Source organism: Neobacillus sp. SRL179, assembly GCF_984799095.1.
Genome location: NZ_OZ481792.1, coordinates 2765843 through 2789560, shown reverse-complemented (window position 1 = coordinate 2789560; position 23718 = coordinate 2765843). Strand labels below are relative to the sequence as shown.

At 36.0% G+C, this 23718-nt stretch carries 18 protein-coding genes; 12 read left to right on the top strand and 6 right to left on the bottom strand.

Annotated elements, in window-relative coordinates; genetic code table 11:
* Positions 1-41 precede the first annotated feature (41 nt).
* From pglX (AC4E8C_RS13665) to AC4E8C_RS13650, 4 genes are all read left to right on the top strand, one after another.
* Positions 42-3530, top strand: coding sequence for a BREX-1 system adenine-specific DNA-methyltransferase PglX (gene pglX / locus AC4E8C_RS13665; protein ID WP_490207235.1), 3489 nt, complete (start codon positions 42-44; stop codon positions 3528-3530).
* A 52-nt stretch (positions 3531-3582) separates the two neighbouring features.
* Positions 3583-7035 carry a BREX-1 system adenine-specific DNA-methyltransferase PglX gene (pglX, locus tag AC4E8C_RS13660; RefSeq protein ID WP_490207234.1) on the top strand — a complete coding sequence of 1151 codons (3453 nt, stop codon included), beginning with the start codon at positions 3583-3585 and terminating at the stop codon, positions 7033-7035.
* Positions 7036-7155: 120 nt separating this feature from the next.
* On the top strand, positions 7156-9702 hold the full coding sequence (gene pglZ, locus AC4E8C_RS13655; RefSeq protein WP_490207233.1) for a BREX-1 system phosphatase PglZ type A: 2547 nt from the start codon (positions 7156-7158) through the stop codon (positions 9700-9702).
* Positions 9703-9807: 105 nt separating this feature from the next.
* Positions 9808-10758 carry a ribose-phosphate diphosphokinase gene (locus AC4E8C_RS13650; protein ID WP_490207232.1) on the top strand — a complete coding sequence of 317 codons (951 nt, stop codon included), beginning with the start codon at positions 9808-9810 and terminating at the stop codon, positions 10756-10758.
* A 36-nt stretch (positions 10759-10794) separates the two neighbouring features.
* On the opposite strand, the gene AC4E8C_RS13645 is transcribed toward AC4E8C_RS13650, so the two are convergent.
* Positions 10795-12045, bottom strand: coding sequence for a benzoate/H(+) symporter BenE family transporter (locus tag AC4E8C_RS13645; protein ID WP_490207231.1), 1251 nt, complete (start codon positions 12043-12045; stop codon positions 10795-10797).
* Positions 12046-12242: 197 nt separating this feature from the next.
* Here AC4E8C_RS13645 and AC4E8C_RS13640 point away from each other — a divergent pair, with 197 nt between their 5' ends.
* Both AC4E8C_RS13640 and AC4E8C_RS13635 read left to right on the top strand, forming a co-directional pair.
* Positions 12243-12425 (top strand): DUF3896 family protein, encoded by a 183-nt coding sequence (locus tag AC4E8C_RS13640; RefSeq protein ID WP_490207230.1) that lies wholly within the window; start codon positions 12243-12245, stop codon positions 12423-12425.
* 268 nt (positions 12426-12693) lie between these two features.
* Positions 12694-13509: a ZIP family metal transporter gene (locus AC4E8C_RS13635; RefSeq protein WP_490207229.1), complete on the top strand. Its 816-nt coding sequence runs from the start codon at positions 12694-12696 to the stop codon at positions 13507-13509.
* 108 nt (positions 13510-13617) lie between these two features.
* Here AC4E8C_RS13635 and AC4E8C_RS13630 read toward each other — a convergent pair whose 3' ends face one another.
* Positions 13618-13986, bottom strand: a complete 369-nt coding sequence (locus AC4E8C_RS13630; RefSeq protein ID WP_490207228.1) for an SET domain-containing protein — start codon at positions 13984-13986, stop codon at positions 13618-13620.
* Between the two features lie 254 nt (positions 13987-14240).
* On the opposite strand from AC4E8C_RS13630, the gene AC4E8C_RS13625 reads away from it, so the two are divergent.
* Together AC4E8C_RS13625 and AC4E8C_RS13620 are read left to right on the top strand one after the other, a co-directional pair.
* Entirely contained in the window at positions 14241-14750 is a 510-nt protein-coding gene (locus AC4E8C_RS13625; RefSeq protein WP_490207227.1) for a hypothetical protein, read from the top strand.
* Positions 14751-14861: 111 nt separating this feature from the next.
* On the top strand, positions 14862-15425 hold the full coding sequence (locus AC4E8C_RS13620; protein WP_490207226.1) for a methyltransferase domain-containing protein: 564 nt from the start codon (positions 14862-14864) through the stop codon (positions 15423-15425).
* A 41-nt stretch (positions 15426-15466) separates the two neighbouring features.
* Here AC4E8C_RS13620 and AC4E8C_RS13615 read toward each other — a convergent pair whose 3' ends face one another.
* Positions 15467-15820 carry a c-type cytochrome gene (locus AC4E8C_RS13615; RefSeq protein WP_490212557.1) on the bottom strand — a complete coding sequence of 118 codons (354 nt, stop codon included), beginning with the start codon at positions 15818-15820 and terminating at the stop codon, positions 15467-15469.
* Positions 15821-15875: 55 nt separating this feature from the next.
* Positions 15876-16145 (bottom strand): hypothetical protein, encoded by a 270-nt coding sequence (locus tag AC4E8C_RS13610; RefSeq protein WP_490207225.1) that lies wholly within the window; start codon positions 16143-16145, stop codon positions 15876-15878.
* Positions 16146-16460: 315 nt separating this feature from the next.
* Between AC4E8C_RS13610 and ilvA the strand changes: the two genes are divergently transcribed.
* Positions 16461-17669 carry a threonine ammonia-lyase gene (gene ilvA, locus AC4E8C_RS13605; RefSeq protein ID WP_490207224.1) on the top strand — a complete coding sequence of 403 codons (1209 nt, stop codon included), beginning with the start codon at positions 16461-16463 and terminating at the stop codon, positions 17667-17669.
* Positions 17670-17773: 104 nt separating this feature from the next.
* On the opposite strand, the gene AC4E8C_RS13600 is transcribed toward ilvA, so the two are convergent.
* Positions 17774-18571, bottom strand: a complete 798-nt coding sequence (locus AC4E8C_RS13600) for a Cof-type HAD-IIB family hydrolase (protein ID WP_490207223.1) — start codon at positions 18569-18571, stop codon at positions 17774-17776.
* A gap of 267 nt (positions 18572-18838) precedes the next feature.
* On the opposite strand from AC4E8C_RS13600, the gene AC4E8C_RS13595 reads away from it, so the two are divergent.
* The 3 genes from AC4E8C_RS13595 (at position 18839) to AC4E8C_RS13585 (ending at position 22650) form a co-directional block, all read left to right on the top strand.
* A complete protein-coding gene (locus AC4E8C_RS13595) occupies positions 18839-20095 on the top strand; it encodes an MFS transporter (protein ID WP_490207222.1) in 1257 nt (418 codons plus the stop codon).
* A 78-nt stretch (positions 20096-20173) separates the two neighbouring features.
* On the top strand, positions 20174-21292 hold the full coding sequence (locus tag AC4E8C_RS13590; protein WP_490207221.1) for an NAD(P)/FAD-dependent oxidoreductase: 1119 nt from the start codon (positions 20174-20176) through the stop codon (positions 21290-21292).
* Positions 21293-21459: 167 nt separating this feature from the next.
* Positions 21460-22650 (top strand): MalY/PatB family protein, encoded by a 1191-nt coding sequence (locus AC4E8C_RS13585; protein WP_490207220.1) that lies wholly within the window; start codon positions 21460-21462, stop codon positions 22648-22650.
* Positions 22651-22690: 40 nt separating this feature from the next.
* Here AC4E8C_RS13585 and AC4E8C_RS13580 read toward each other — a convergent pair whose 3' ends face one another.
* Positions 22691-23704 (bottom strand): FUSC family protein, encoded by a 1014-nt coding sequence (locus AC4E8C_RS13580; protein ID WP_490207219.1) that lies wholly within the window; start codon positions 23702-23704, stop codon positions 22691-22693.
* Between the last annotated feature and the right edge of the window lie 14 nt (positions 23705-23718).

Sequence of the window (23718 nt, the reverse complement as noted above, 5' to 3'; positions counted from 1 at the left end):
CATTAGTTTAAGTTGGAATTCTAACTCGAAAAGGTGATGAAATGAACAAAAAGGCATTAAAAGAATTTGCCATCTTTGCTCGAAAGGAACTTCAAAATCAAATCGAATTACGAGCAAAAGCCTTTGGGATTACTCCTAAAGGCTCTCTAATTTTAGTATCAGGTGCAGATTATGTGGAAATAAATCATAACAAATATCCAATTTCATATAAAAAGGGCTTTCAGAAATTAGCATATGAAATAGAAACTAAAGGTCTTGAAAATGTTATAGAAGAAGCTGCATATACTTGGTTTAACCGTTTGGTGGCCATCAGATATATGGAAATACATAATTTTTTGCCTTCTAAAATCCGCATTTTATCTAGTGAAATAAAAGGGAAAGTGGACCCTGATATATTAACGGATTATCAATATTCTAATTTACCAATCAATAAACAAGAAGTGGCTCACCTTTTAGAACAAGGCCACAGAGATGCTGCATTCCGCAAACTGCTCATTGCACAATGCCACGAATTAAGTGATATCATGCCGTTTTTATTTAAGAAGATAGAAGATTACATAGAGTTATTATTACCGGAGTCATTACTCCATGCCGATTCGATCCTAAATAAATTGGGGAAAGAACTTGAAGATGAAAACTTTGAAAATGTTGAAGTGATCGGTTGGCTCTACCAGTATTATATTTCTGAGAAAAAAGATGAAGTATTTGCGGGATTAAAGAAAAACAAAAAAATTACCAAAGAAAATATTCCCGCAGCTACTCAATTATTCACGCCTAGTTGGATCGTTCAGTATATGGTAGATAACTCACTTGGTCACATGTGGCAGGAGTCTCATCCTGAGTCAAAATTAATAGATGATCTGTTGTATTATATGGAACCAGCTGAACAAGAACCAGACGTTCAAGCAAAACTTGAATCGTTACGTAAGCCAAATTTGTTACCTGAAGAGATAACACTGCTTGATCCTGCTTGCGGGTCGGGGCATATTTTAGTATATGCATTCGATTTATTTTATAAGATTTATGAAGAAAGAGGATATCCAAAAAAGGATATACCGGCACTGATTTTAGAAAAAAACTTGTATGGAGTTGATATCGATGATCGTGCAGCCCAATTGGCTTCCTTTTCTTTATTAATGAAAGCTAGAGAAAAGACAAAACGGATCTTCAGTGATGTCCCAAAGCTTAATATTATTTCTATACAGGAAAGTAACCAAATTTTTATCAATGAAGCGGCTGAGCTAATAGGTGAATCAGATAATGAAAAGGCGGACATTAACAGGCTTTTACATACATTTATTGATGCTAAAATCTTTGGTTCCATTTTAAAAATGGAGAAAGTTACTATCAATAAGATAATCAACAAAGCCATGAAACTAAAGGAGACAGGAGAAGCTACATTAGAAAACTATAATGTGTATGAGCAGTTAGATGACATTCTGAATATTTTTATTCAATCCAAAATCCTAATGGAACAATATGATATTGTCATTACCAACCCTCCTTACATGGGCTTAAAAGGAATGAATTCAAAGCTAAGCGATTATGTTAAGAAGCATTACCCTGACTCCAAGTCTGATTTATTTGCTATTTTCATGGACAAGCTAACTACTTTAACAAAAAAGAATGGATTTCACGCTGAAATAAACCAGCATGGTTGGATGTTTTTAAGTAGTTTTGAAAAGCTAAGAAATAAAATCGTCGATAATCAGGTCATATATGGAATGATCCATCTAGGACCGCGAACTTTTGAGGAGTTAGGTGGAGAGGTCGTCCAAAGCACAAGTTTCATTCTAAGGAACTTTTCAGAAGAAAATTATTTGGCTAAGTACAGCCGATTGGTTGAATATCCCTCCTCATCTCTGAAGCAAGAGGCATTTTTAAGGCAGGAACATTTGTATTTAATTAAACAAAAAAGATTTCATAGTATTTCTGGTGTTCCAATCGCGTATTGGGTATCTCAGCAAATCTTTGATATTTTTAATAAATTTATTAACCTAGGAATACTGGCTGAGCCAAGGCAAGGAATGGCAACAGGGAATAATAATAAGCATCTTAAATATTGGTTTGAACCTGAAATAACCAATATTGGGTTCGGATTGGAAAATGCCGTTGCGGCACGTGAAAGCAAGGCAAAATGGTTTCCTTATAATAAAGGCGGAAGCTTTAGAAAATGGTATGGAAATCAAGAATTTGTTGTCGATTGGAAAAATAATGGTGAAAATATAAAAAAAGAAGAAGGATCTGTTATTAGAAATGAAGGCTACTATTTTAAAGAAGGCCTGACTTGGTCATCGATTTCCTCCACAATCGGATTAAGACTTTCACCGAAGGGCTTTTTATTTGACTCTAAAGGTCCAGTTTGCTTTCCAAGGGATTCATCAGAATTATACTATATTCTTGGGGTACTAAATTCAAAACAAACAGCTGAGTTTTTAAAAATATTATCACCTACACTTGATTTTACTCAAGGTCCTTTAAGTAAGGTTCCGTTTATTCCATATATACAACCGGAATTAAAGAAAAAGATTGAGGAATTGACAAAACAAAATATAGACATTTCAAAGCAAGATTGGGACTCATTTGAGACCTCATGGGAGTTTAAGAGGCATCCTTTTTTATATAATAAACATTCCAACAAAATTGAGGATTGTTTTAATCTCTGGAAAGAAAATACCGAAAATCATTTTAGAGAACTTCAATGTAATGAAGAGGAATTAAACAGGATCTTAATTGGGTTGTATGATCTTGAAAATGAATTAACACCAGAAGTCTCAGAGAAAGAAGTAACTGTGCGACGTGCTGATCGAGTTAGAGAAGTTAAATCCTTCCTTTCCTATTGCATTGGACTGATGATGGGACGATATTCGTTGGATGTTGAAGGGATCGCTTTTGCTGGAGGGCAATGGAATTCTGAACTTTATCATACATTTAGTCCAGATGAGGATGGAATTATTCCATTAACCGAAACTGAATACTTTGAAGATGATGTGGTCAGTCGACTTCAAAAGTTGTTCATTATTTTATTTGGACAAGAAACACTTGCTGAAAATCTTCGTTGGCTGGCAGAAACACTTTCGTTGAAAGCAAATGAAACACCTACGGAGCGTCTTCGTCGTTATTTCTTTGATGAATTTTATGTTGATCATTGCAAAATGTATCAAAAAAGGCCTATCTATTGGCTTGCCGAGTCGGGCCCTAAGAAAGGGTTCCGTGCATTGTTTTATTTACATCGTTATACTCCAGAAACTTTAGCCACTTTGCGTTTTTCCTATGTACAAAACTTGCAGGAAAAATTTCGCCAGGAACAAAACCGTCTTGAGCAGGACATTATTAACCACGATTTATCAGTTTCGATGAAAAAACGATATGAAAAACAGCTAACGACTATAATGGCTCAACAGGGTGAACTCATTGATTTCGATAAGAAGATTGCAGAACTTGCGAATCAGCGTATTGACCTCGATTTAGATGAAGGTGTCGTGTTGAATTACGGAAAATTTAAAAATATCTTGGCAAGAATTAAATAATAAAAGGTCAAAGACTACTCCTTGGTATTCTTAACTAGAATAAGGTGATGAATTGGACAGAAGGCTGTTAAAAGAATTTGCTGTATTTGCTCGAAACGAGCTGCGTAGTCAAATAGCACTGCGTGCACAATCATTTGGAATTACTTCTAAAGAGATCCCAACTCTCGTTTTGGGAACTGACTACATTGAAGCTAATAATAAAAAAATGCCAATAACTCTGAAAAAGGGACTAGAAAAGTTATTATTTGAGATCGATATAAAAGGCTATGACCATGTCATCGAAGAGGCAGCCTATACATGGTTTAATCGATTAATGGCTATTCGCTACATGGAAGTGCATAATTACCTGCCATCAAAAATCCGTGTCCTTTCTAGTGAAACCATCGGAAAAGTAGATCCAGACATATTAACGGAATATCAGTATACGAATTTGCCAGTTAATAAAGAAGAGATTGAAATGTTATTAACTAAAGGAAATAGGGAAGAAGCCTATCGAAAACTTCTAGTGGCACAATGTTTTGAATTAAGTGAGATTATGCCGTTCCTATTTGAGAAAATAGAAGATTATACGGAGCTTTTATTACCAGAATCTCTTCTTCATGCAGATTCATTAATAAAAAAGTTAGGTAATGAGTTAGACGATGAAAACTTTCAACCCGTGGAAGTGATTGGGTGGCTGTATCAATACTATATTTCTGAGAAGAAGGATGAAGTATTTGCTGGACTAAAGAAAAACAAAAAAATCAGTAAAGAGAATATACCTGCTGCCACTCAATTATTTACACCACATTGGATCGTCCAATATATGGTGGACAATTCACTCGGACACATGTGGCAAGAATCTCATCCGGAATCCGATTTGAAGAATAGTATGATCTATTATTTGGAACCAGGAGAGCAAGAAAAGGATGTACAAGAAATACTCGATAAAATTCGCAGAACCAATATCTCTCCTGAAGATATTACGATCCTTGATCCAGCTTGTGGGTCAGGACATATTTTAGTGTATGCATTTAGCTTGTTGTATAAGATCTATGAGGAAAGAGGCTATCCTTTAAAAGAAATCCCTAAACTAATTCTCGAAAAAAATTTATACGGTATCGAATTGGATGAACGTGCTGCTCAATTGGCCTCTTTTGCATTATTGATGAAGGCCAGAGAAAAAACAAAACAAATTTTTCGTTCAGTCCCCAAAATAAATATCATATCAATTCAAGAATCAAATGATATTCATATTGATCTAGCGGCAGAGCTGCTAGGGAAGAATGAAAAAGAACAGGAAGAGATTCGAGGGTTATTAGTTCATTTTATTGATGCGAAAAACTTTGGTTCTATCTTAAATCCCGTAAAATTAGACTTTCAGCATTATTTAAATAAGATTACACAACTTCAAGCTACAGGTACTCAAACACTTGAAACATTTGAGGTTTATAATCAGCTGGAAAAAATAGCCGAACTTCTTCAGCAAGCGATTTATTTAACCTCTACCTATGATATCGTGATTACCAACCCCCCATACATGGGATCCAAAGGGATGAACAGCCAGCTTAGTGACTTTTTAAAGGCCAATTATCGAAATACCAAATCTGATCTATTTGCCGTATTTATGGAGCGCATGGAGACATTTACGAAACCCCAAGGGTACCATGTTTCAGTCACGATGCAATCTTGGATGTTTTTATCTTCTTTTGAAAATTATCGGAAGCATCTAATTGAAAACTATTCGATATTAAATATGGTTCATATGGATAATATGGTAATGGGAATAGCTTTTGGAACATGTGCGACCGTTATTAGAAAGGTTTCAAGCAATTTTAAAGGGACTTTCCAATATATTAAGCTAGAGAATATCAAAGAAAATATTCCTGAGTCATTTCCTGTAACCAAAAATCGGTTTAACATAACTAATAGTAAAAAATTCACTATAATCCCTGGTTCTCCATTTCTTTATTGGATTAGTGAGCATGCTCGTAATTTATTCGGGCAATACAAAAATCTATATGAATATACCGTTTCGGCAAGTCAAAATGTAACAGGCAATAACAAAAAATATTTACGTTTTTTTTGGGAAATCAGTGCAAAGGATTATATGTCAGAAGGTGGAAAGTGGCGTTTTTACGCTAAAGGCGGCGGCTTTAGGAAGTGGTTCGGTAATTTATTGGAACTAATTGATTGGTCTCCACAGGCAAGAGATACATATCGTACGGGACACGCATCTCAAATCATTCCCGAAGAATATTGGTATAAAAAAGGAATTACCTGGGGCCTAGTTACAAACGGAAAACCAAGTTTTAGGGTTTTACCTGAATATGCCACCTTTGATAAGGGGGGTTCTTCTATTTTCGTTTATAACGAAGTCCACTATGAATATATACTTGCTATTTTGAATTCAAAAGTGGGTTTATACTTTTTAGAAAATTTAGCTCCAACACTTAATTTTCAAGTTCGGGATATCCGTAATATACCTTTTGTTGAGGTATCAGAAAACAAGTTGAAAATTATTACTGAGAAAGTCAACGATTGCATAAAAAGGACAGAAGAAGACTGGAATTCCTTCGAAACATCATGGGATTTTAGGAAACATCCATTACTCACTTTCAGGCAGGGTTCGAAAATAATCGAAGAATGCTTTAGTAACTGGGAAAGATATTCAGTAAAGCAGTTCCACAAACTTCGGAAAAACGAAGAAGAATTAAATAAAGAATTGATGGAATTGTATGGACTCCAAAATGAGCTGAGTGCAGAAGTTCGTGATGAAGAAGTATCTTATCGTGTTGCAGATCGATATCGAGATGTAAAATCATTTTTATCCTATTGTATTGGCATAATGATGGGAAGGTTTTCATTAGATGAAGAAGGTGTTGTATTTGCAGGTGAAGAATGGGAAACAAGGAATTATAAAACGTTTCAGCCTGATTTAGATGGAATTATTCCACTTACAGATACAGAGTACTTCGAGGACGATGTTGTTACCCGCCTCCAAGAATTATTAATAATTATGTTTGGAAACGAAACACTTGCAAATAATCTTCGTTGGCTGGCAGAATCGCTCACAATGAAGGCTAATGAAACACCAATGGAACGTCTTCGACGCTATTTCTTTGATGAATTTTTTGAAGACCATTGTAAAATTTATCATAAACGCCCAATCTATTGGCTGGCAGAATCAGGTTCAAAGAAAGGCTTCCGTGCTTTATGTTACTTACATCGTTATACACCAGAAACGTTGGCTATCATGCGTTTTTCCTATGTTCAAAACTTACAGGAGAAACTGTTTCAAGAACAAAAACGGATTGAACAAGCTATACTAAACCCAGAACTATTGCCTGCAACGAAAAAACGTTATGATAAACAGCTGCTTACTATTAAAGCTCAGCAAGAAGAACTAATTGATTTTGATAAAAGATTAGCTGAACTTGCGAATCAGCGGATAACTCTTGATTTAGATGATGGGGTGGTCGAAAATTATACAAAACTTCAAAAGGTGTTTGCGAAGATTAAGTAATCTTTGAAGGGGTAGAGTTTTCACTCTATCCTTTTTCAATAACGTAAGGTTTACAATTTAAGTATTCTTTCTTATTCTAGTAGAAGAAAACATTTAGTTTTATGAGAGTTGGTGAACAAAATGAATATCACAGAAGAACTATTGCGGCTTTTCCATCAACAGCAGGGAGAAAATACAGCTGCAAATCGTTCACTGGTGTTTTGGTATGACCCGCAAAGTGAAACACGTAATTTTACTGAAATAAATGAGGTATTAAGGCAAGAAAATATTAAAGTACATTATTTAGATGAAAACAATTCATTTCGAACAAAGGTTTTATTAGAAATCGAAGATACAAATACTTCCTATTTAATTTATGCTCCGTTTGCCAAGCCTGAGGACAGAGAAAACTTCTTATTGGATATTTTATTATATTCTGGCAAGTACGGTGAATTTCAAGCCGATGAGATTGCCATTCGAATGAAAGAATTACGCTTAGATCATCTGGCCATACGTGATTTTTTGGAGAAGCATGCTAAGTTTTTTGAAAACAAGCAGCGTGTGGTGAAATTTCAAAAGTTATTACCAAATAAGCCTACAATGGAGCAAGTGCAGCAAACCATGCTTGCTGTTCTTTCCAATGCTAAAAGTATTCATCCTCAAGATATCCTAAAAAGTGTGTTAACTAGAGGGGATTTTTCAGATAAGAATGAGGAATTGGAGATGTTTGCTAAATATCTGGACAAGGAAGCATTTTATACCTACATAGAAGACTACTTCGGTATAACTAAGACTAATGAAAATCGTTTAGCTAATATCATAGAATCCATTGTTTTTCAGCATTATGCAGCAAATTTGGATGATAAGATTTTATCGATGCAATACGGGTCGATGGTACCGAATATTTGTAAAGTATTTGTAGAAGAATGGTTAAAATCTGAAGAGCGGATTATTTTAGAGAATATCCTTGATTCGCTTGAACAAACATGGAATGTTGGGCAAACGGTAGGAGAATATACCTATCAATCTTTTTTGCGCTGCGATACATTTGCGGTGATTGAGCGGAAAATTCTCGATACGTTACATGAACTTCTATTAAATGAAACAATTGATGTGACTGAGTGGATGAGTATCATCTCAGAGCGCAGAAAGAGCTATTGGTACAAAACAAGATTTAAGAATGAGTATGAATTATTAGAATTAGGCCTGCAATTTTATCATTGGTTTAGGGAATTTGAACAGGATAATGAGCCAGCAACTGGACAAGAGTTATATAGTTTTTACACTGAGAAGTATTTCATTATTGATCAAACTTACCGGCAATTACAATTCCTCTACAATAGTAGACAAGGTTTAGAATTGTATCAAGAATTATTAAATAAGTTAACGTTCATATACGAAAATCGCTACTTATTAGAATTAAGCAGGTTCACAGACCATATCGTTGAAACGGAGCTTAAAGATGAGTGGCCGCTTAAAGATTTTTTACAGCAAAAGAACTTTTATCGAACCATGATTCATCCATTAGTCCAAGGCTCAAGGGAACGAATATATGTCATTATTTCTGATGCCTTAAGATACGAAATAGGGAATGAATTAATGAATCATTTTAGCAAGCGGTTAAATACGGAAGTTAAGCTAATCCCCATGCAGGCAACACTACCAACCTATACCCAAATAGGAATGGCCTCCTTACTTCCAGGAAAGATCTCTGATATTTCAAAGGACGGAACCGTGTTAGTTGATGGAATATCCACGAGAGGACTTTTAAATCGAAATAAAATTCTACAATTACATGAGTCTGATTCTGTTGCCCTAAAGATGGATGATTTTATTCAACTTAGCAAGGAAGATGGATTGGGACAGGTGAAAGGAAAGAGGGTTGTCTATTTATATCATGACAACATTGATGCTATTGGCGATTCCAGTAAGACGGAAAAATTTACATTTGAAGCGGTTGAGAAGGCAATGGACCGTGTGAAAGCGGCTGTTAAAAAACTGACAGGAACGTATGAAGCTGTTCGGATTTTTATCACCAGTGATCATGGCTTTTTATTTCAATCTTCCCAGGTGGAAAAGTATCAAAAGACTGAAAGTATGAAGGGTGATGTAATAGATGGTAATCGTCGCTTCGCAATCGGGAAAAACCTTGGGTCGCCAGAAGGGACGGTAAAGATCTCACTAGATTATATAGGCCTTGATAAGGAAGCAGTTATTGCCAAAGGGTTAAACCGTTTTACTGGTGGGGGCGGCTTGCGATTTGTTCATGGTGCTGCCATGCCACAGGAATGTATGGTTCCTTTAATTGAATATCGGCAGGTGAAAGGAAAAGCACGCAAGTCTGAAGAAGAACGTGTAAATGTCCGAGTCTCATCGATTCAAAAAGTGATTACCAGTTATCAATTTGTGGTTCCATTCTTCCAAGAAGAGAAAGTTTCAAACCTTGTATATCCAAGGACTTTACGTGCAGCATTTTATCGGAATAATGAGCGGATTTCGAATGAGTTAACGATTACCTTTGATTCAACCGGTGAGGCATCAGAGAGGCAAATAGATATTGTTTTTCATCTTTTAGAAGACCGCTATCGAACTGGAGATATTTGCGTGCTCCGTTTAGAGGATGTTTCTGGACGAACTAACGAATTGTATGTTGAAGAAGAATATGAATTAAAATTATATAGTATTTAATTCGTGTATTCCTACCACTGGTTTGTCGAATGTAGTAAAATAAGATGAATGTGCACGGGTATGAGGCTTTACATGTTGAAATTAAATTAGTATGGGGGATATAAGGTGACCTATCAACAAAATAATAGATTTAAAATGTTCGCATTAAATTCAAATCAAAAGTTAGCCAAAGAAATGGCAAATCTTTTGGGTTGTGAATTAGGCAAATGCTCCATTACGGAATTTAGTGATGGAGAGCTTCAGATTCATATCGAAGAAAGTGTACGCGGCAGTGAGGTTTATATCGTTCAATCAACTTCCTTTCCTGTAAATAAAAATATTATGGAGCTCCTTATCATGATCGATGCCTTGAAAAGAGCTTCGGCCAAAACAATTAATGTTGTCATCCCTTATTTAGGGTATGCCAGACAAGACCGAAAAGCACGTTCTAGGGAGCCGATTACAGCTAAGCTTATTGCTAACCTTTTAGAAAAGTCTGGAGCCACCAGAGTTCTTACTATGGACCTTCATACTTCCCAAATACAAGGATTCTTTGATATACCTGTTGAGCATTTATTTGGTGTTCCAATCCTTACAAAGTATTTTGAGGACAAAGGATTAGAAGATATCGTAGTGGTAGCACCACATAATGGCAGCATAGGAAGAGCTAGAAAAATGGCCAACTTATTGCATGTTCCAATTGCACTTATCGACAAAAGAAGATTTGAAGAACATACGGATGAAACCTTCAGTGTTGTGGGGAACGTAGAAGGGAAAAATGCTATTATTATTGATGATTTAATTGATACGGGCACGACCATTACATTAGCAGCAAAGGCTTTAGCTGAGAACGGGGCTAAATCGATCTTTGCAGGCTGCACTCATCCAGTATTTACTGGAAAATCTATTGAAATGATTGAATCTTCACCGATTAAAGAATTAGTGGTTACTAATACCATTGTATTACCAGAAGAGAAAGCAACTAAGAAAATTAAAGTAATATCCGTTGCCCCATTGCTTGTAGAAGCAATTGATCGAATTCATAATGAGAAGGCAGTGAGTCCTTTATTTGAATAGGGAAATGTTAAGAGGCAGAAATAAATAGTTAAGTAATTAACTACTTGTTTCTGCTCTTCTTTTTATTTGTTCATCAACGCATGATTTGGAGGCAAAATGATCCTTTTCGATGAGAAAGGACACCAAAAGACTACCAACAATGGACCAAAGGGGTGCACCAATGTTCAGAAAATTCACACCAGACATACCAATAATTAAGGCGAAAAATGCCCCCATCTGGAATTTAGAATCTGAAAAGGCAATCTTCAGCGAACCTAGGAGAACGCCAATCATTGCAAGACCAGCGATTGAATTAACAATTACACCAGGCATAGCTTTTACAAAAGGAACAACAATTCCAGCAAGTACTCCAAAACACAAAAATAAGAAGCCGTTCAATGCAGACGCTGTATATCTGCTATCTTTTTCTCCTGATTCTTCAGAGGCACATATCGCTGTCATAGGACCAGCGGTATTAATGGCATGACCACCGAAGAACGATGCGATAATACCAGCTAATGCACCATAAATCGACATGGACTTGATTGGCGGGGTGTACTTTTTTGCTATTAAGATTCCTGTGGTTTGGGCATTTTCGGTACAGATGATCAGAATGGTTAAAGGTATTGAAATAGAAACAATTGCATCGAAATTAAAGGATGGAAGTTCAAACTGTGGAAATATAAAAGAACTTTGTACATTCGTAACATGGAATTCCTTTGTAATAAGTGCAAATATTACGGATACGATTAATGCAGATAAGACAGGTGGAAATCTTTTTATATAGCGTGAAGAAAATAGATAAACAAAAACTGCAGAACCTGCAATTATTGGAGAAAGTTTAATAGAAGTGATCATTTCTGTAGCAAAACGAATCATAACTCCCACAATCATCCCCATTACTATCGGAACGGGTATCCAATTCATGACTTTCCCAATTAATCCAGTTGCTCCTAGAATCCCAACTATGACATTAGCAATTAAATAGGCTCCTATGGCATCATTTAATGAAAAATTTGTTAAAGCGCCTGAAACTAACACTGCTCCTGCAATGGAATAGGCACCGGATATAGGCTGACGAAACTTTAAAGAAAGAATAAGCCCCAGTAATCCTCCAAAAAAGTAAACAGCGAAAAGCCAACTAATGGTCTGAGCATGTGTTAAACCGCCACTTGCAGCCCCTCCTATGATAATCAATGCTGGACCAGTACAGCCAAAAATGGTAGCAACTGTTCCTGAACTAATGGCATTTAAATTTAGATCTTGTATAAATCTCCAATTAGCTGTATCTCTCTTGTTTTCTTGCATTTTAACCTCCAAAATTATAAATTTCCGATTAGGGTATTACTAAGGATTCACAAAATCACAACATATTTACTGCTCAATTAATAGTTTTATTAATTATAATGATTATATAAAAGAGAGCGGTTTCAATTATCTTTAAATTAATTTGATGGCTTGGTTGAATATTTCAATTTCTACACAATAGAAAGGGGTTCTTTACAATGAACCACCAGGAACTGAAGAGTGTTTTAGAGAGAATGAAACTTGAATTAGTTAAAAAAATTGAAAATCCGGATTTATCAAAAGAAGAGAAAGAAGTCATTCAAAAATCCATTTGTAACTTTGAGTATATTATTGAATTAGCGGATATTGGTCATTTTGAACGTGGATTATCCGTCCTTTAAAAGAAGCGAATCCATTCGCTTCTTTTTTACTTTGATAGGACTTTTACTTTAGTCGTTTGAAGAAGAAAGATAAGGATGTCTTAATTCTACCACCTTTTTACATTTTATTGTATATCAAATATTCAGATATATGTAAAAATTGCAATCAGAAGCGTGCTTGAAATTTTCCTTAAAGGAAGCAGAGATTTGGCAAAAGACCTTATAATATGTTAGTTTTAAAAAAACAGCAGGAGTTTTTTTCATTCTGTTATATGGAGGTTTTTATATAATGTTGGAATCGTTTGGGAGTCTTCCCGCTGTCAGCCAAGCAGGATTAGGCACATTATTTACTTGGGGAATGACTGCTCTAGGTGCAGCATTAGTTTTTACGACTAAAAAGGTAAATCAAAAATTTCTAGATTGTATGCTTGGATTTGCAGGTGGAGTCATGATTGCAGCAAGCTTTTGGTCATTACTATTACCTGCACTTGAAATGGCGGAGGGCAGTTCCCTGCCAAAATGGCTGCCTGCAGCTATAGGTTTTCTTTTAGGAGGTTCTTTCCTGTTAGTGGTTGATAAGATTCTTCCACATTTACATCCATCTCAATCAATAGAAAAAGCTGAAGGAATTCATCCTAATAATAAGAAGAGAAGCACTCTCCTTGTATTAGCAATAACGATTCATAATATTCCTGAAGGCTTGGCGGTAGGGGTTGCTTTTGGGGCTGTTGCTGCAGGCTTTCAATCTGCTTCCTTAACTGGTGCTGTGGCACTAGCCATCGGAATTGGGATTCAAAACTTTCCAGAGGGTGTAGCAGTGGCAATGCCTTTAAGACGAGACGGAATGTCTCGGACAAGAAGCTTTATGTATGGTCAATTTTCAGGATTAGTGGAACCTATTGCAGCAATAATAGGGGCTTTATCAGTAGTATTTATTGAACCCCTTCTTCCATACGCACTTAGCTTCGCTGCTGGTGCGATGATTTTTGTTGTCGCAGAAGAGGTTATTCCAGGATCACAAGAAAATGGTAACACCGATCTAGCCTCGATAAGTTTGATGATTGGATTTGTGATTATGATGATTCTAGATGTTGCTTTGGGCTAATTCTTTGTAAATTTAGAGGGGTCAGCTATTATCTAGCTGCCCCTTTTTATGTGTGTGCTTTAAATAGGAGTACCTCCTATTTTGCTGGAAAGCCAAGGGATGGTACTTCTATAAGACATCAAACCAAACTGGCGTCTCATCATCCGGTTCACCATTGTAATTTATCCGAATTTCTTCACCGTTTTTTATGTTTGTAAGGGCAAAAAAGTCGATGGTTTTGTTTTTTAAATTGAGTATAAATTCAGCATTAGGTGTGTAAGAGTGGTTAAAAAGTGAACCATACCCCAATGCTAAAGCACATTCATTTAAATCTTTGCCCCACCAAAAGACATATTCCATCAGTATCGTCTTTTTCAGATATTTGTACTCATCTTTAGGTGATACAATAACCGGAGCTTCATGTATAAGTTCTCCCTTCTGAATATCCCGGGTAGCAAATAATCCTCTGCCGAAATTAACGTCCTTTACTTCAAACATTTCACACCACCCATTCCAAAATCTTATATTATGCATGAAAAAAATAAATTCTTTTACCAATCTATGCAATACCGGTTTATTTTGCTTGAGTCGTTTACCAAATTTACAGAACTTAGGTGCTGAGCATTAGTTATGTACTAAATTAAAATGGGTCTTTTACGTTGGTTCCTTATGAAGAACCTCTTTTCATATCACAAACAGTGAAATTGGTGATATTATCATATGTAAAGGAACAACAAATGGGGGAACGGAAGATGGTAGTAGTAAAAGAAGTGAGAATAGATGGTGAAAGTATACATATTTTTAAAAGCGCCATTTATATTTTTGAAACAGGCTCTGGATGTACATTAGAATTGGATGTGATTGTAAGCGAGGTTGTTGTCAATAAATATAAAAAGCTGGAAAACCTGATTATGGAAATAGAATTAGAAGATGGCAGAGTTATTAATTCAATAATGAATGTAAAAATTTTTCAAGGCGGGCTTCCGCAACTTAATTTATTTTGTGAATTGGATGATTTTGAGGACTACGAGGATTTTGACCGGGTCACCGAAAATGATTCTTGTTTTCCGAATATAGAAGAAGGTATTACGCTTGCAGAAATAAGAAAAGTAGAAATGCCAATTGAAGATATTAGGTTGAAATTTAAACTGCCCATTGATCAAGTTGAATGGTTAAAAACCCAAAAAAAGTCGGAAGTAAATGAACTGTTTAAAGAATGGATTTACGATTATTGGAAAAAACAAGAGGAGAAAGACTCTTAAAAAGAAAAGGTCTAGAGGTAACGGTGGCTATTTGCATAGTCATTATGGTTTACTGGACGAATTTATTTTCTCATTAGAATTCCTCAAACCTGTTTGCAAGGGAGTAGTAACATGGACTATCAAACTAAATGGAATAGAAAACATAAAGAACGCATCAACCTGTTAAACGAACCGACCCCAAATCCAAGATTATCTAATCTTTCCTCCTATCTTACCGGAGGCACCGCACTTGATCTTGCCTGCGGACTAGGGGGAAACAGTTTATTCCTTGCTAAAAGGAACTATGAGGTACAAGCTTTGGATATTTCAGATGTGGCTATTCACTTCATCAAAGAAAAGTCAGTCCAAATGCGGCTTACTATCCATCCACAGGTATACGATATCGATCAATCAAATCTACTTAATTATCAAAACCATTCTTTTCATTTAGTCGTGATGACTTATTATCTTAATCGCTCACTTTTTCCGAATGTGAAGAACATGGTACAAAAGGGTGGGTATTTTTTCATGGAGACCTATTTTCAGTCATCAGATAGTAAGAATCAGGGTGTTTCTAACCAATATAAACTGCACCCACAAGAGTTGCTTACAGTATTTAAAGATTGGACTATTCTCTTTTATGAAGAAAATGAACAAGAGGGAAGGCAAACCATTTTTTGTAAGAATAATGGTTAGAAAATAAGATTGTTCACAAAGTAACACCTTAAATAGGTTTGCTATTTTTTATGTGCTAACCAATTAGCTACCAACTTTGCCTCTTCGGCAGAGATAACACCAGCTGGCATTCCATTTTTCCCATGATTAATAATATTTTCTATTTCACTTTGAGAATATTTTGAACCAATTTTAGTCAGATTTGGACCTGCTCCACCTTGTAAGTTTTTCCCGTGGCAGCTTGTACAATTATTTCCGACAATTTTTTCTGGATCACCTGCTGAAGTGGTTTCAGTGGTTTTCTTCCCATCTGCCGCTTTTTCTGTATGCTGAGGTCCATTATAAAAAAATAATAAAAAGACAAGACACCCTGCTAATATTAAATTAATGGCCATCGTACCCCATACTTTTTTCATCAAAAAACCTCCATAAGCTGCAATAAGAAAACTTTTCCTAAATTACTAACAAAACTTAAAACGACTTGAAAAGAGAAGCACCATTAAATATAAGGGACCAAACAATGTCGTTTACTATTAAACCAATGATAAACACGGTCCATTTATATTTCTTTCGTTCCCAGCACGCAACCATAAGGGCAAGTCCAAGCGGGATTCCTAAAAAGGATACCCAAGGAAAACTATCAAAGGATTTAAAAAAGTAAATACCGATTGAAGCAGTTAATAATATGGACAGTAATAGTTCACTTAATAATGATAATTCAGATTTCAGATGATTGGTCATTCAGATCCTCCTAGAGAAGGTTTATAAACAATTTTTATTACATATGCCTTTATTCAGTAAAGCGGGTCAATTACAACTTCTATGGTATTCATAAAAGGTGTCTTCTTTTTTTTATTATGTGCTTTATGCAAAACATTAGTCTTGAAAGACAAATGTAAATTTTGTTAATCCGCCAATTGAATATATCCTAATGAATTAATTTACACACTTTTTTAAACAAAAAATCTTAAAATACGGAATAGCATGCCAAGAGGCATAGTTTAAATGTCCAAGTACATCCTAAAATATGAAATAAGGGATGTTGGAGGTAGTAAAATGGTTACTCTTAATGATGTATTCCTTGCTCATGAAAAAATGAGGGGAACTGTACACACCACACCGCTGGACTTTTCCCAAACATTTAGTACCATCTCCGCTAATAACAAGGTGTTTTTAAAGCTTGAAAACTTGCAGAAAACAGGCTCCTTTAAAGTTAGAGGCTCCTATAATAAGTTGAATTCATTGTCAGAACCAGAGCTTCAGAAAGGCGTTATCGCGGCTTCGGCGGGAAATCACGCCCAAGGGGTAGCATATTCCAGTCAGATGCTTGGAATCCCTTGCACTATTGTGATGCCAAAAGGGGCTCCATTAAGTAAAGTATCTGCAACAAGGCAATATGGAGCAGAAGTGCGAATGCAAGGGGAAACGTTTGATGATGCGCTCGCTTATGCACTAGAACTAAAGGAACAAATGGGAGCAACCTTTGTACATGCTTTTGATGATGAGGCAATCATTGCCGGTCAGGGGACAGTCGGTTTAGAAATTTTAGATCAACTGCCAGATGTTGAGGCTATTTTGTGTCCTATTGGTGGAGGCGGTCTTATTGGTGGTCTTGCCTTAGCCGTAAAGGAAAAAAATCCAAATATTCATGTTTATGGTGTCCAAGCTCTGGCATGTCCAAGTATGAAACAGTCATTACTAGAAAATAAACCAATTATGGTTGATTCTACGCCGACAATGGCAGATGGCATAGCTGTTAAGAAACCAGGAGAGCATACATTTAAGTTGGTTCAAAAATATGTGGATGATATTTTTTGTGTTGATGAAATGGAGATAGCAAGGACGATGTTGTTGCTGTTGGAACGAAATAAACTACTAGTGGAAGGGTCAGGTGCTGTTTCTTTAGCAGCATTACTTTATCAAAAGGTTAATTTTAAAGAAAAGAACGTAGTAGCGATAATAAGCGGTGGAAACGTGGATGTGAGTTTTATTTCACGAATTATTGAACGCGGCATGGTAGAGTCCGGAAGATATGCAAATTTATCAATGATTGTAAAAGACAAGCCAGGAGAATTGGAAAGAGTGCTAAGTTTTATTTCAGAATTAGATGCCAATATTCAATCTGTAAATCTTCAGCATGCAGGTAAAGACATATATCCAGGATTTGCGCAGTTAGAATTATCATTGGAGACAAAAAATCTTGATCATATTGTTGCAATAAAAAAAGTATTAAAGAATAAAGGATATGAAGTTTGTGACAATTGACCCTCTAAGCTAAATATCTAACTAAATTTAAGTGTATGAATTATGTTTGTTTTTTTCAAAAGACCACATTGTGAAATAGAACATTGTGGTCTTTTGGTGATTAATTAAATGTTTAAAAGCTGTTGAACCGCATAAGCAAACCCATTTTCATCATTTGTTTTGGTAGTGATATCGGCCTCTTGCTGAATAATAAAAGGAGCATTTCCCATTGCAACAGAGGTTGTGGCCACTTTAAATTGATCAAGGTCATTTCCTCCATCGCCAAACGCAAAAATTTCATCAAACTGGAGATTCATTATATGTTGGTACCTTATGAGTGCAGCCCCCTTATTAGCTTCAATGGAGGTAAACTCGACATTGTTGGGGTGTGATGAAGCCATTGACAATTCTAATTTACCTTCAATCGCTTGCTTAACTTGATTTATTTTTTCCAGTTGATCTCGGCGTGACACAGCCATGATTTTATAGATTTTGAGACCTTCTATTTCAAGAATATGATCATAATCATAATTTTGAAATATCGGTTCAATCTCATCATCACTTTTATCTTGGATTTCTGGATTTCGGCAAGGGAATCCGCCTTGATTCGTATAGACCATAATCCATACTCCCATTTTCTTAAGAATAGGCTGTAACTCTTTATAGATAGTAACTGGAACTGAGGCTTCAAATAAAACCTCTCTAGCTGGTGAATATATAACCGTCCCATTAATACTTATAATTGGTGTTGACAGCTTGTGAATAGGATCAAATTTAATGACATCTTCAATAGCTCGTCCCGTGTTAAAGATGATATGATGTCCTTGATTATGTAAGTATTGAAGAATCATTAAATTTTCAACGGAAATTTCATGATTTGTATTCAATAATGTGCCGTCTAAATCAATTGAAAAACATTTCATTCTTTTTTAATTCCTTCCTTTTAACTGATCATCATTACTATATCAAAAGAAACTCATGAATAAAAATAAATGCTAATATCTGATAATTTAAACTAATACGTAGAATTAATAATAAGGCTTTCATCAATTTATTTACATTGACTGAATTTTAATACCATATTAAAATTAATATTTGTCAGAAATTACATAAAGTTTAATTAATAATACTAACTTTACTATTGTCAACATAACTAGAAGCAGCAATAATTGCTGCGAAGGGGGATATGTGTGAGTTTTATACCAACTAATCAAATTGTACGCGAATTTACCTATGTGCAATTATTTAAAAAATCAAATTATTTCACAGCCTTACTCTTCGGTCAAATTTTTTCTTTATTAGGAAGTTCAATCACAAATGTTATTCTCCCTATTGTTGTACTCCAAATTACTAATTCTACAGCTATGATGGGAACGGTCATGGCAATCTATATGGCTCCATTCGTCATCCTTCTGCCTTTTTCAGGGGTCTTGGTGGATAAGCTGAACAAAGTCAACATTATGTTTTTTGTGGATTTCGTTCGTTTTGTGTTGATGCTAATCTTATCGATTGTTGCATTTATGGACCATCTTAATATGACATTTTTATTTGTATTTATGTTTTTCATGGGAACAATGGATAGTTTTTTTCAGCCGGCTTATTCAGCGGTTAGGGCAAAAATTTTCACACCAGATATCCGTAATGCCGCTAATTCTATTAGTCAGATTAGTGTCCAAGGAATAAGAATTTTTGGACCGATCATCGGAGGTATAATCGTTTCTACTATTTCAGCTGCATGGGGATTTGGTATCAATGCTGCTACGTATATAATCTCATTAATTTTCATTTTTGGTTTACGAACACTTACTTTTCAAAAATATAAAATAGACCCTAATGGAAAATCATCAATCAGACAAGACTTTATGGAAGGAGTGAATGTACTTAAGGGACAGTCCTGGCTGTGGATAACTATTCTTGTATTTTCATTGATGAATATTTTTTCAAGCGGGATTATACGTATTATTATTCCATGGTTAATTAATAATTATTATGATTATGAACCTGTCGTTTATGGTCTAGTGCTAGGTGCATCCGGCGCAGGCGCTATTGTTTGTGGCATTATCTTTGGTTTGCGGCCGGAGTGGAAAAAGAGAGGCTTACTTGCATACGGGGGAATCACTTTGAGTGGTATTGCACTTCTGCTAATGGCTTTTATCTCGAATGTGCAGTTATTAATGCTTTGTATGTTTATAGAGGGAGCGGGGAGCATGCTATTTGGGCTGATATGGGAAACCAGTTTGCAAGAATTAGTCCCAGAAGAGAAATTCGGCAGGGTTGTCAGTTTAGATATGCTTGGCTCATTTGCCTTGCTTCCGGTTGGCTATTTACTTACAGGCTGGGTGGCTGAAGGGATTGGAGAAATTTTCACCTTAATCCTTTTCAGTATAGTGGTTGTTTTGATTTCTGGATTGGCAATGATGAGCAAGGGAATTAGAAATTTTAATTAAGGTTACATTTAGTGATAAGATAAAAAGGACTACATGATAATAGTAGTCTAATGTAAAAAATAAAAGAAAAGGTGTCCTATGCAGAAAGTTATAGTAATTGGAGCGGGTATTTTGGGAGCTTCCACTGCGTATCACTTAGCTAAATTAGGTGTTGAAGTCACGCTTATTGATCGTTATGATCAAGGCCAAGCGACAGATGCTGCGGCAGGTATTGTCTGTCCATGGCTTTCGAAGCGAAGAAACAAGGCCTGGTATCAGTTAGCTAAAGGAGGGGCGGCGTATTATCCAAGTTTAATTGCTCAATTGGAAGCAGATGGTGAAAAAGAAACAGGATATAAACGAGTGGGAGCAATCAGTCTTCATACAGATCCTGCTAAGCTTGAACAGATGGCAGAACATGCCGAAAAGCGAAGAGAGGATGCACCGGAAATCGGTGAAATTACGATTTTAACCCCATCTGAAACAAAGGCTTTATTCCCACCATTGGCGGAGGAATTTGGATCCGTTCATATTAGTGGAGGAGCCCGGGTAAATGGGAGAGCGATTCGCGACGCGCTAATTAACGGCGCACAAAAATATGGAACAACTTTTATGAGAGGTAATGCTTCGATTGTCCATAAAAATAACCAAATAATCGGAGTTAAATTAGAAGAGACTACTTTATTTGCAGATCAGGTCATTGTAACAGCAGGTGCTTGGTCAAACCAACTCCTGCAGCCATTAGGAATGGAATTCTTAGTAAAACCACAAAAAGCACAAATTGTTCATCTTGAAATTCCCAGCATTGAAACGAATGCATGGCCGGTTGTGATGCCTCTCCATAACCAGTATATCCTCACCTTTGAAAATGGTAGAGTAGTTGTTGGTTCAACGCATGAAAATGAGGCTGGTTTTGATAAAAGAGTAACGGCTGGAGGGATTCATGAAATTTTAGAAAAGGCCTTAGCGGTAGCACCTGGACTAGCAAATAGTAGTTTTGTTGAAACAAGGGTAGGATTTCGACCTTTTACACCAGGATTTTTACCAGTGGTAGGAAAACTGCCAGGCTTTGAAGGAATTTATGTCGCCAATGGACTGGGCGCATCCGGGCTAACCAGCGGGCCGTATATTGGAGCGGAATTAGCAAAGTATATTGCCGGTGTTCAAACAGAAATTGATTTTAGTTTGTATGATGTTGCAGGAAGCTGTTTGTTCTAAGATTGAGGAACAAGTAGTTTTGTTTTTAAAAATCAATCAAGAATCTCCTGCATTGAGTCTTTTTAATTATCTGATTTAGAATAATAGATAAATTTTAATTATTAGTTCCAGTGTTCAAAGTCTGTTATAGTATGATTTGAAATCTCTATAAGCAAAGGATGATATTCATGAAATATAACTTTGATGAAATTGTTAATCGCCGAGGGACTTATTCAATCAAATGGGACGGTGGGAAGTTTATAAAAGCAATGGGTCTTACCGATAGATATGATGAAGACACCATTCCATTATTCACTGCGGATATGGATTTACCAGTGCCCCAGCCCTTAATAGATGCTTTACATAAAACAGTCGATCATCGTATTTTCGGCTATTCTATTTTTCCAGATGAATATTTTGAAGCCATTCAACATTGGTTCAAAAAGAGACATGATTGGGACATTCTCAAGGAGGAAATTATCTACAGTCCAGGAACAGTTCATGCTTTAAATATTGCTGTAAGAGCTTTTACAAATCCCGGTGATGGAATTATCATCCAACGCCCGGTTTACCCTCCTTTTACTGCGTCCATAGAAGCGAATGGCAGAAACCTCCTGAATAATGCGCTTATTTGTGATGATGAGGGGTATTACCATATTGACTTTACGGATTTTGCAGAGAAGGCTAGAGATGAAGAGACCAAAATGTTTATTTTGTGTAATCCACACAATCCAACTGGAAGAATTTTCAACAAAGAGGAACTAAGGAAAATGGCCGATATTTGTGCTGAAAATAATGTATTAATAGTAGCAGATGAAATTCATGGTGACTTAATTCGACGCAACCAAACCTTTATTCCGATTGCAAAAGTTACAAAGCAACCAGACCAATTGATTACATTTACTGCCATCAATAAAACGTTTAATTTAGCAGGCCTGCATTGTACCAATGTGATTATTTCGAATCCAGATCTTCGGAAAGCATTTAGCAGCGTGATGGGTGGCCACTTACCGTCCCCATTTACGGTTTCAGCACTTATTGCGGTTTACAAGGATGGAGAAGACTGGTTAGAACAATTGAAAGAATATATCGATGGCACCATGGATTGGGTAATTCAGTTTTTAGCCGAAAAGATGCCAAGAGTAAAAGTAAAGATTCCTGAAGGAACCTATATCATGTGGATGGATTTCAGTGCCTATGGTTTGTCTCCTGACGAGGTTCATGATCGAATTTATAACAAAGCTAATGTCATTTTAGAAGATGGAAAAATGTTTGGGGAAGAAGGCATTTCATACCAAAGGATTTGTATTCCCTCACCACGACCAATGATTAAAGAAGCATTTGAGAGAATTGCAATGGAATTTGAAAATTTAGGATAAGATAAATCCAACACACGTTACAAAGTACATTAGAAGTCCCTCAGTTTACTCTGTGGGACTGATCCCATTTCTCCAGTAAAAGAATGGTATCATTGTATATAGCAAGGGCATATTGATGTTTTTTAATTTCTTCTGGGATTGTAATCTTTACTACATTTGCAGAATCTCCTAATCCAATTGGCGCTTCTATTGTTTGGTATAATTGAGCTAAAGCTTTGAATTGATCGGCCCATGATACTTTATCCAAAGATGTAATGGTACCGTTTTCAGCCCATGCCAATAACGTTTTTACAGTAGTATGTAAATAAGAGAAGCCTGCAGATAAATCATGAAATCTTTGTTCACATTCATGTAAATTATTTTTGCTTTTCTTGGAAAATGGGTTATATTTTAGACTGTCTCTTACGTCACTAATCATAACTTTCAACTGGTAAAGTTCATCTTCACGTTTCACTAGTTCGGTTTGAATCTGTTCTCCATAAGCTTTTTCTAACCCCTTCTGCAGCCATTCTGAAACATTGTTAAAGGAACTAGCAAGGTGGTTTGAGTATTCAGTGGACTTTTGAATAGCCTGTTTTGTGTAGTTAGGCGGATGGATTACCATTTGAATGAGAACGGCAATTATGGCTCCAATTAAGGTATCTCGAAAACGATCAATAGGATAGTTACCGGATTTATGCCCCATTACAAAGACGAGTAATATCGTTAAGGCAGCTTGATGAATTGCTGATTCATCGCGTTTTAACCATTTTGCAATGAAACTCCCTAAAATGATTAAACCACCCAGTGTCCAGCCTGTTACTGTTAAATATGGCTCCATTAAAACAACCACCACTATTCCAATAACAGTCCCTACCATCCTGTGATAGGAAAAACGAATGGAGCGGTTAATGGTGGTTTGTAAACAGAGAATGACGGAAATAGGGGCCAAATAAGGGTGGTCTGATCCTGCTAATTTTGCAATTTCCCATGATAGAGCTGAAGCAATCCCCATTTTCCAAATTAATACTGTTTTATTTTCCATTTGTTTTTTTAACTGATTCTTTTTTTTCATCCGAATATACCTCC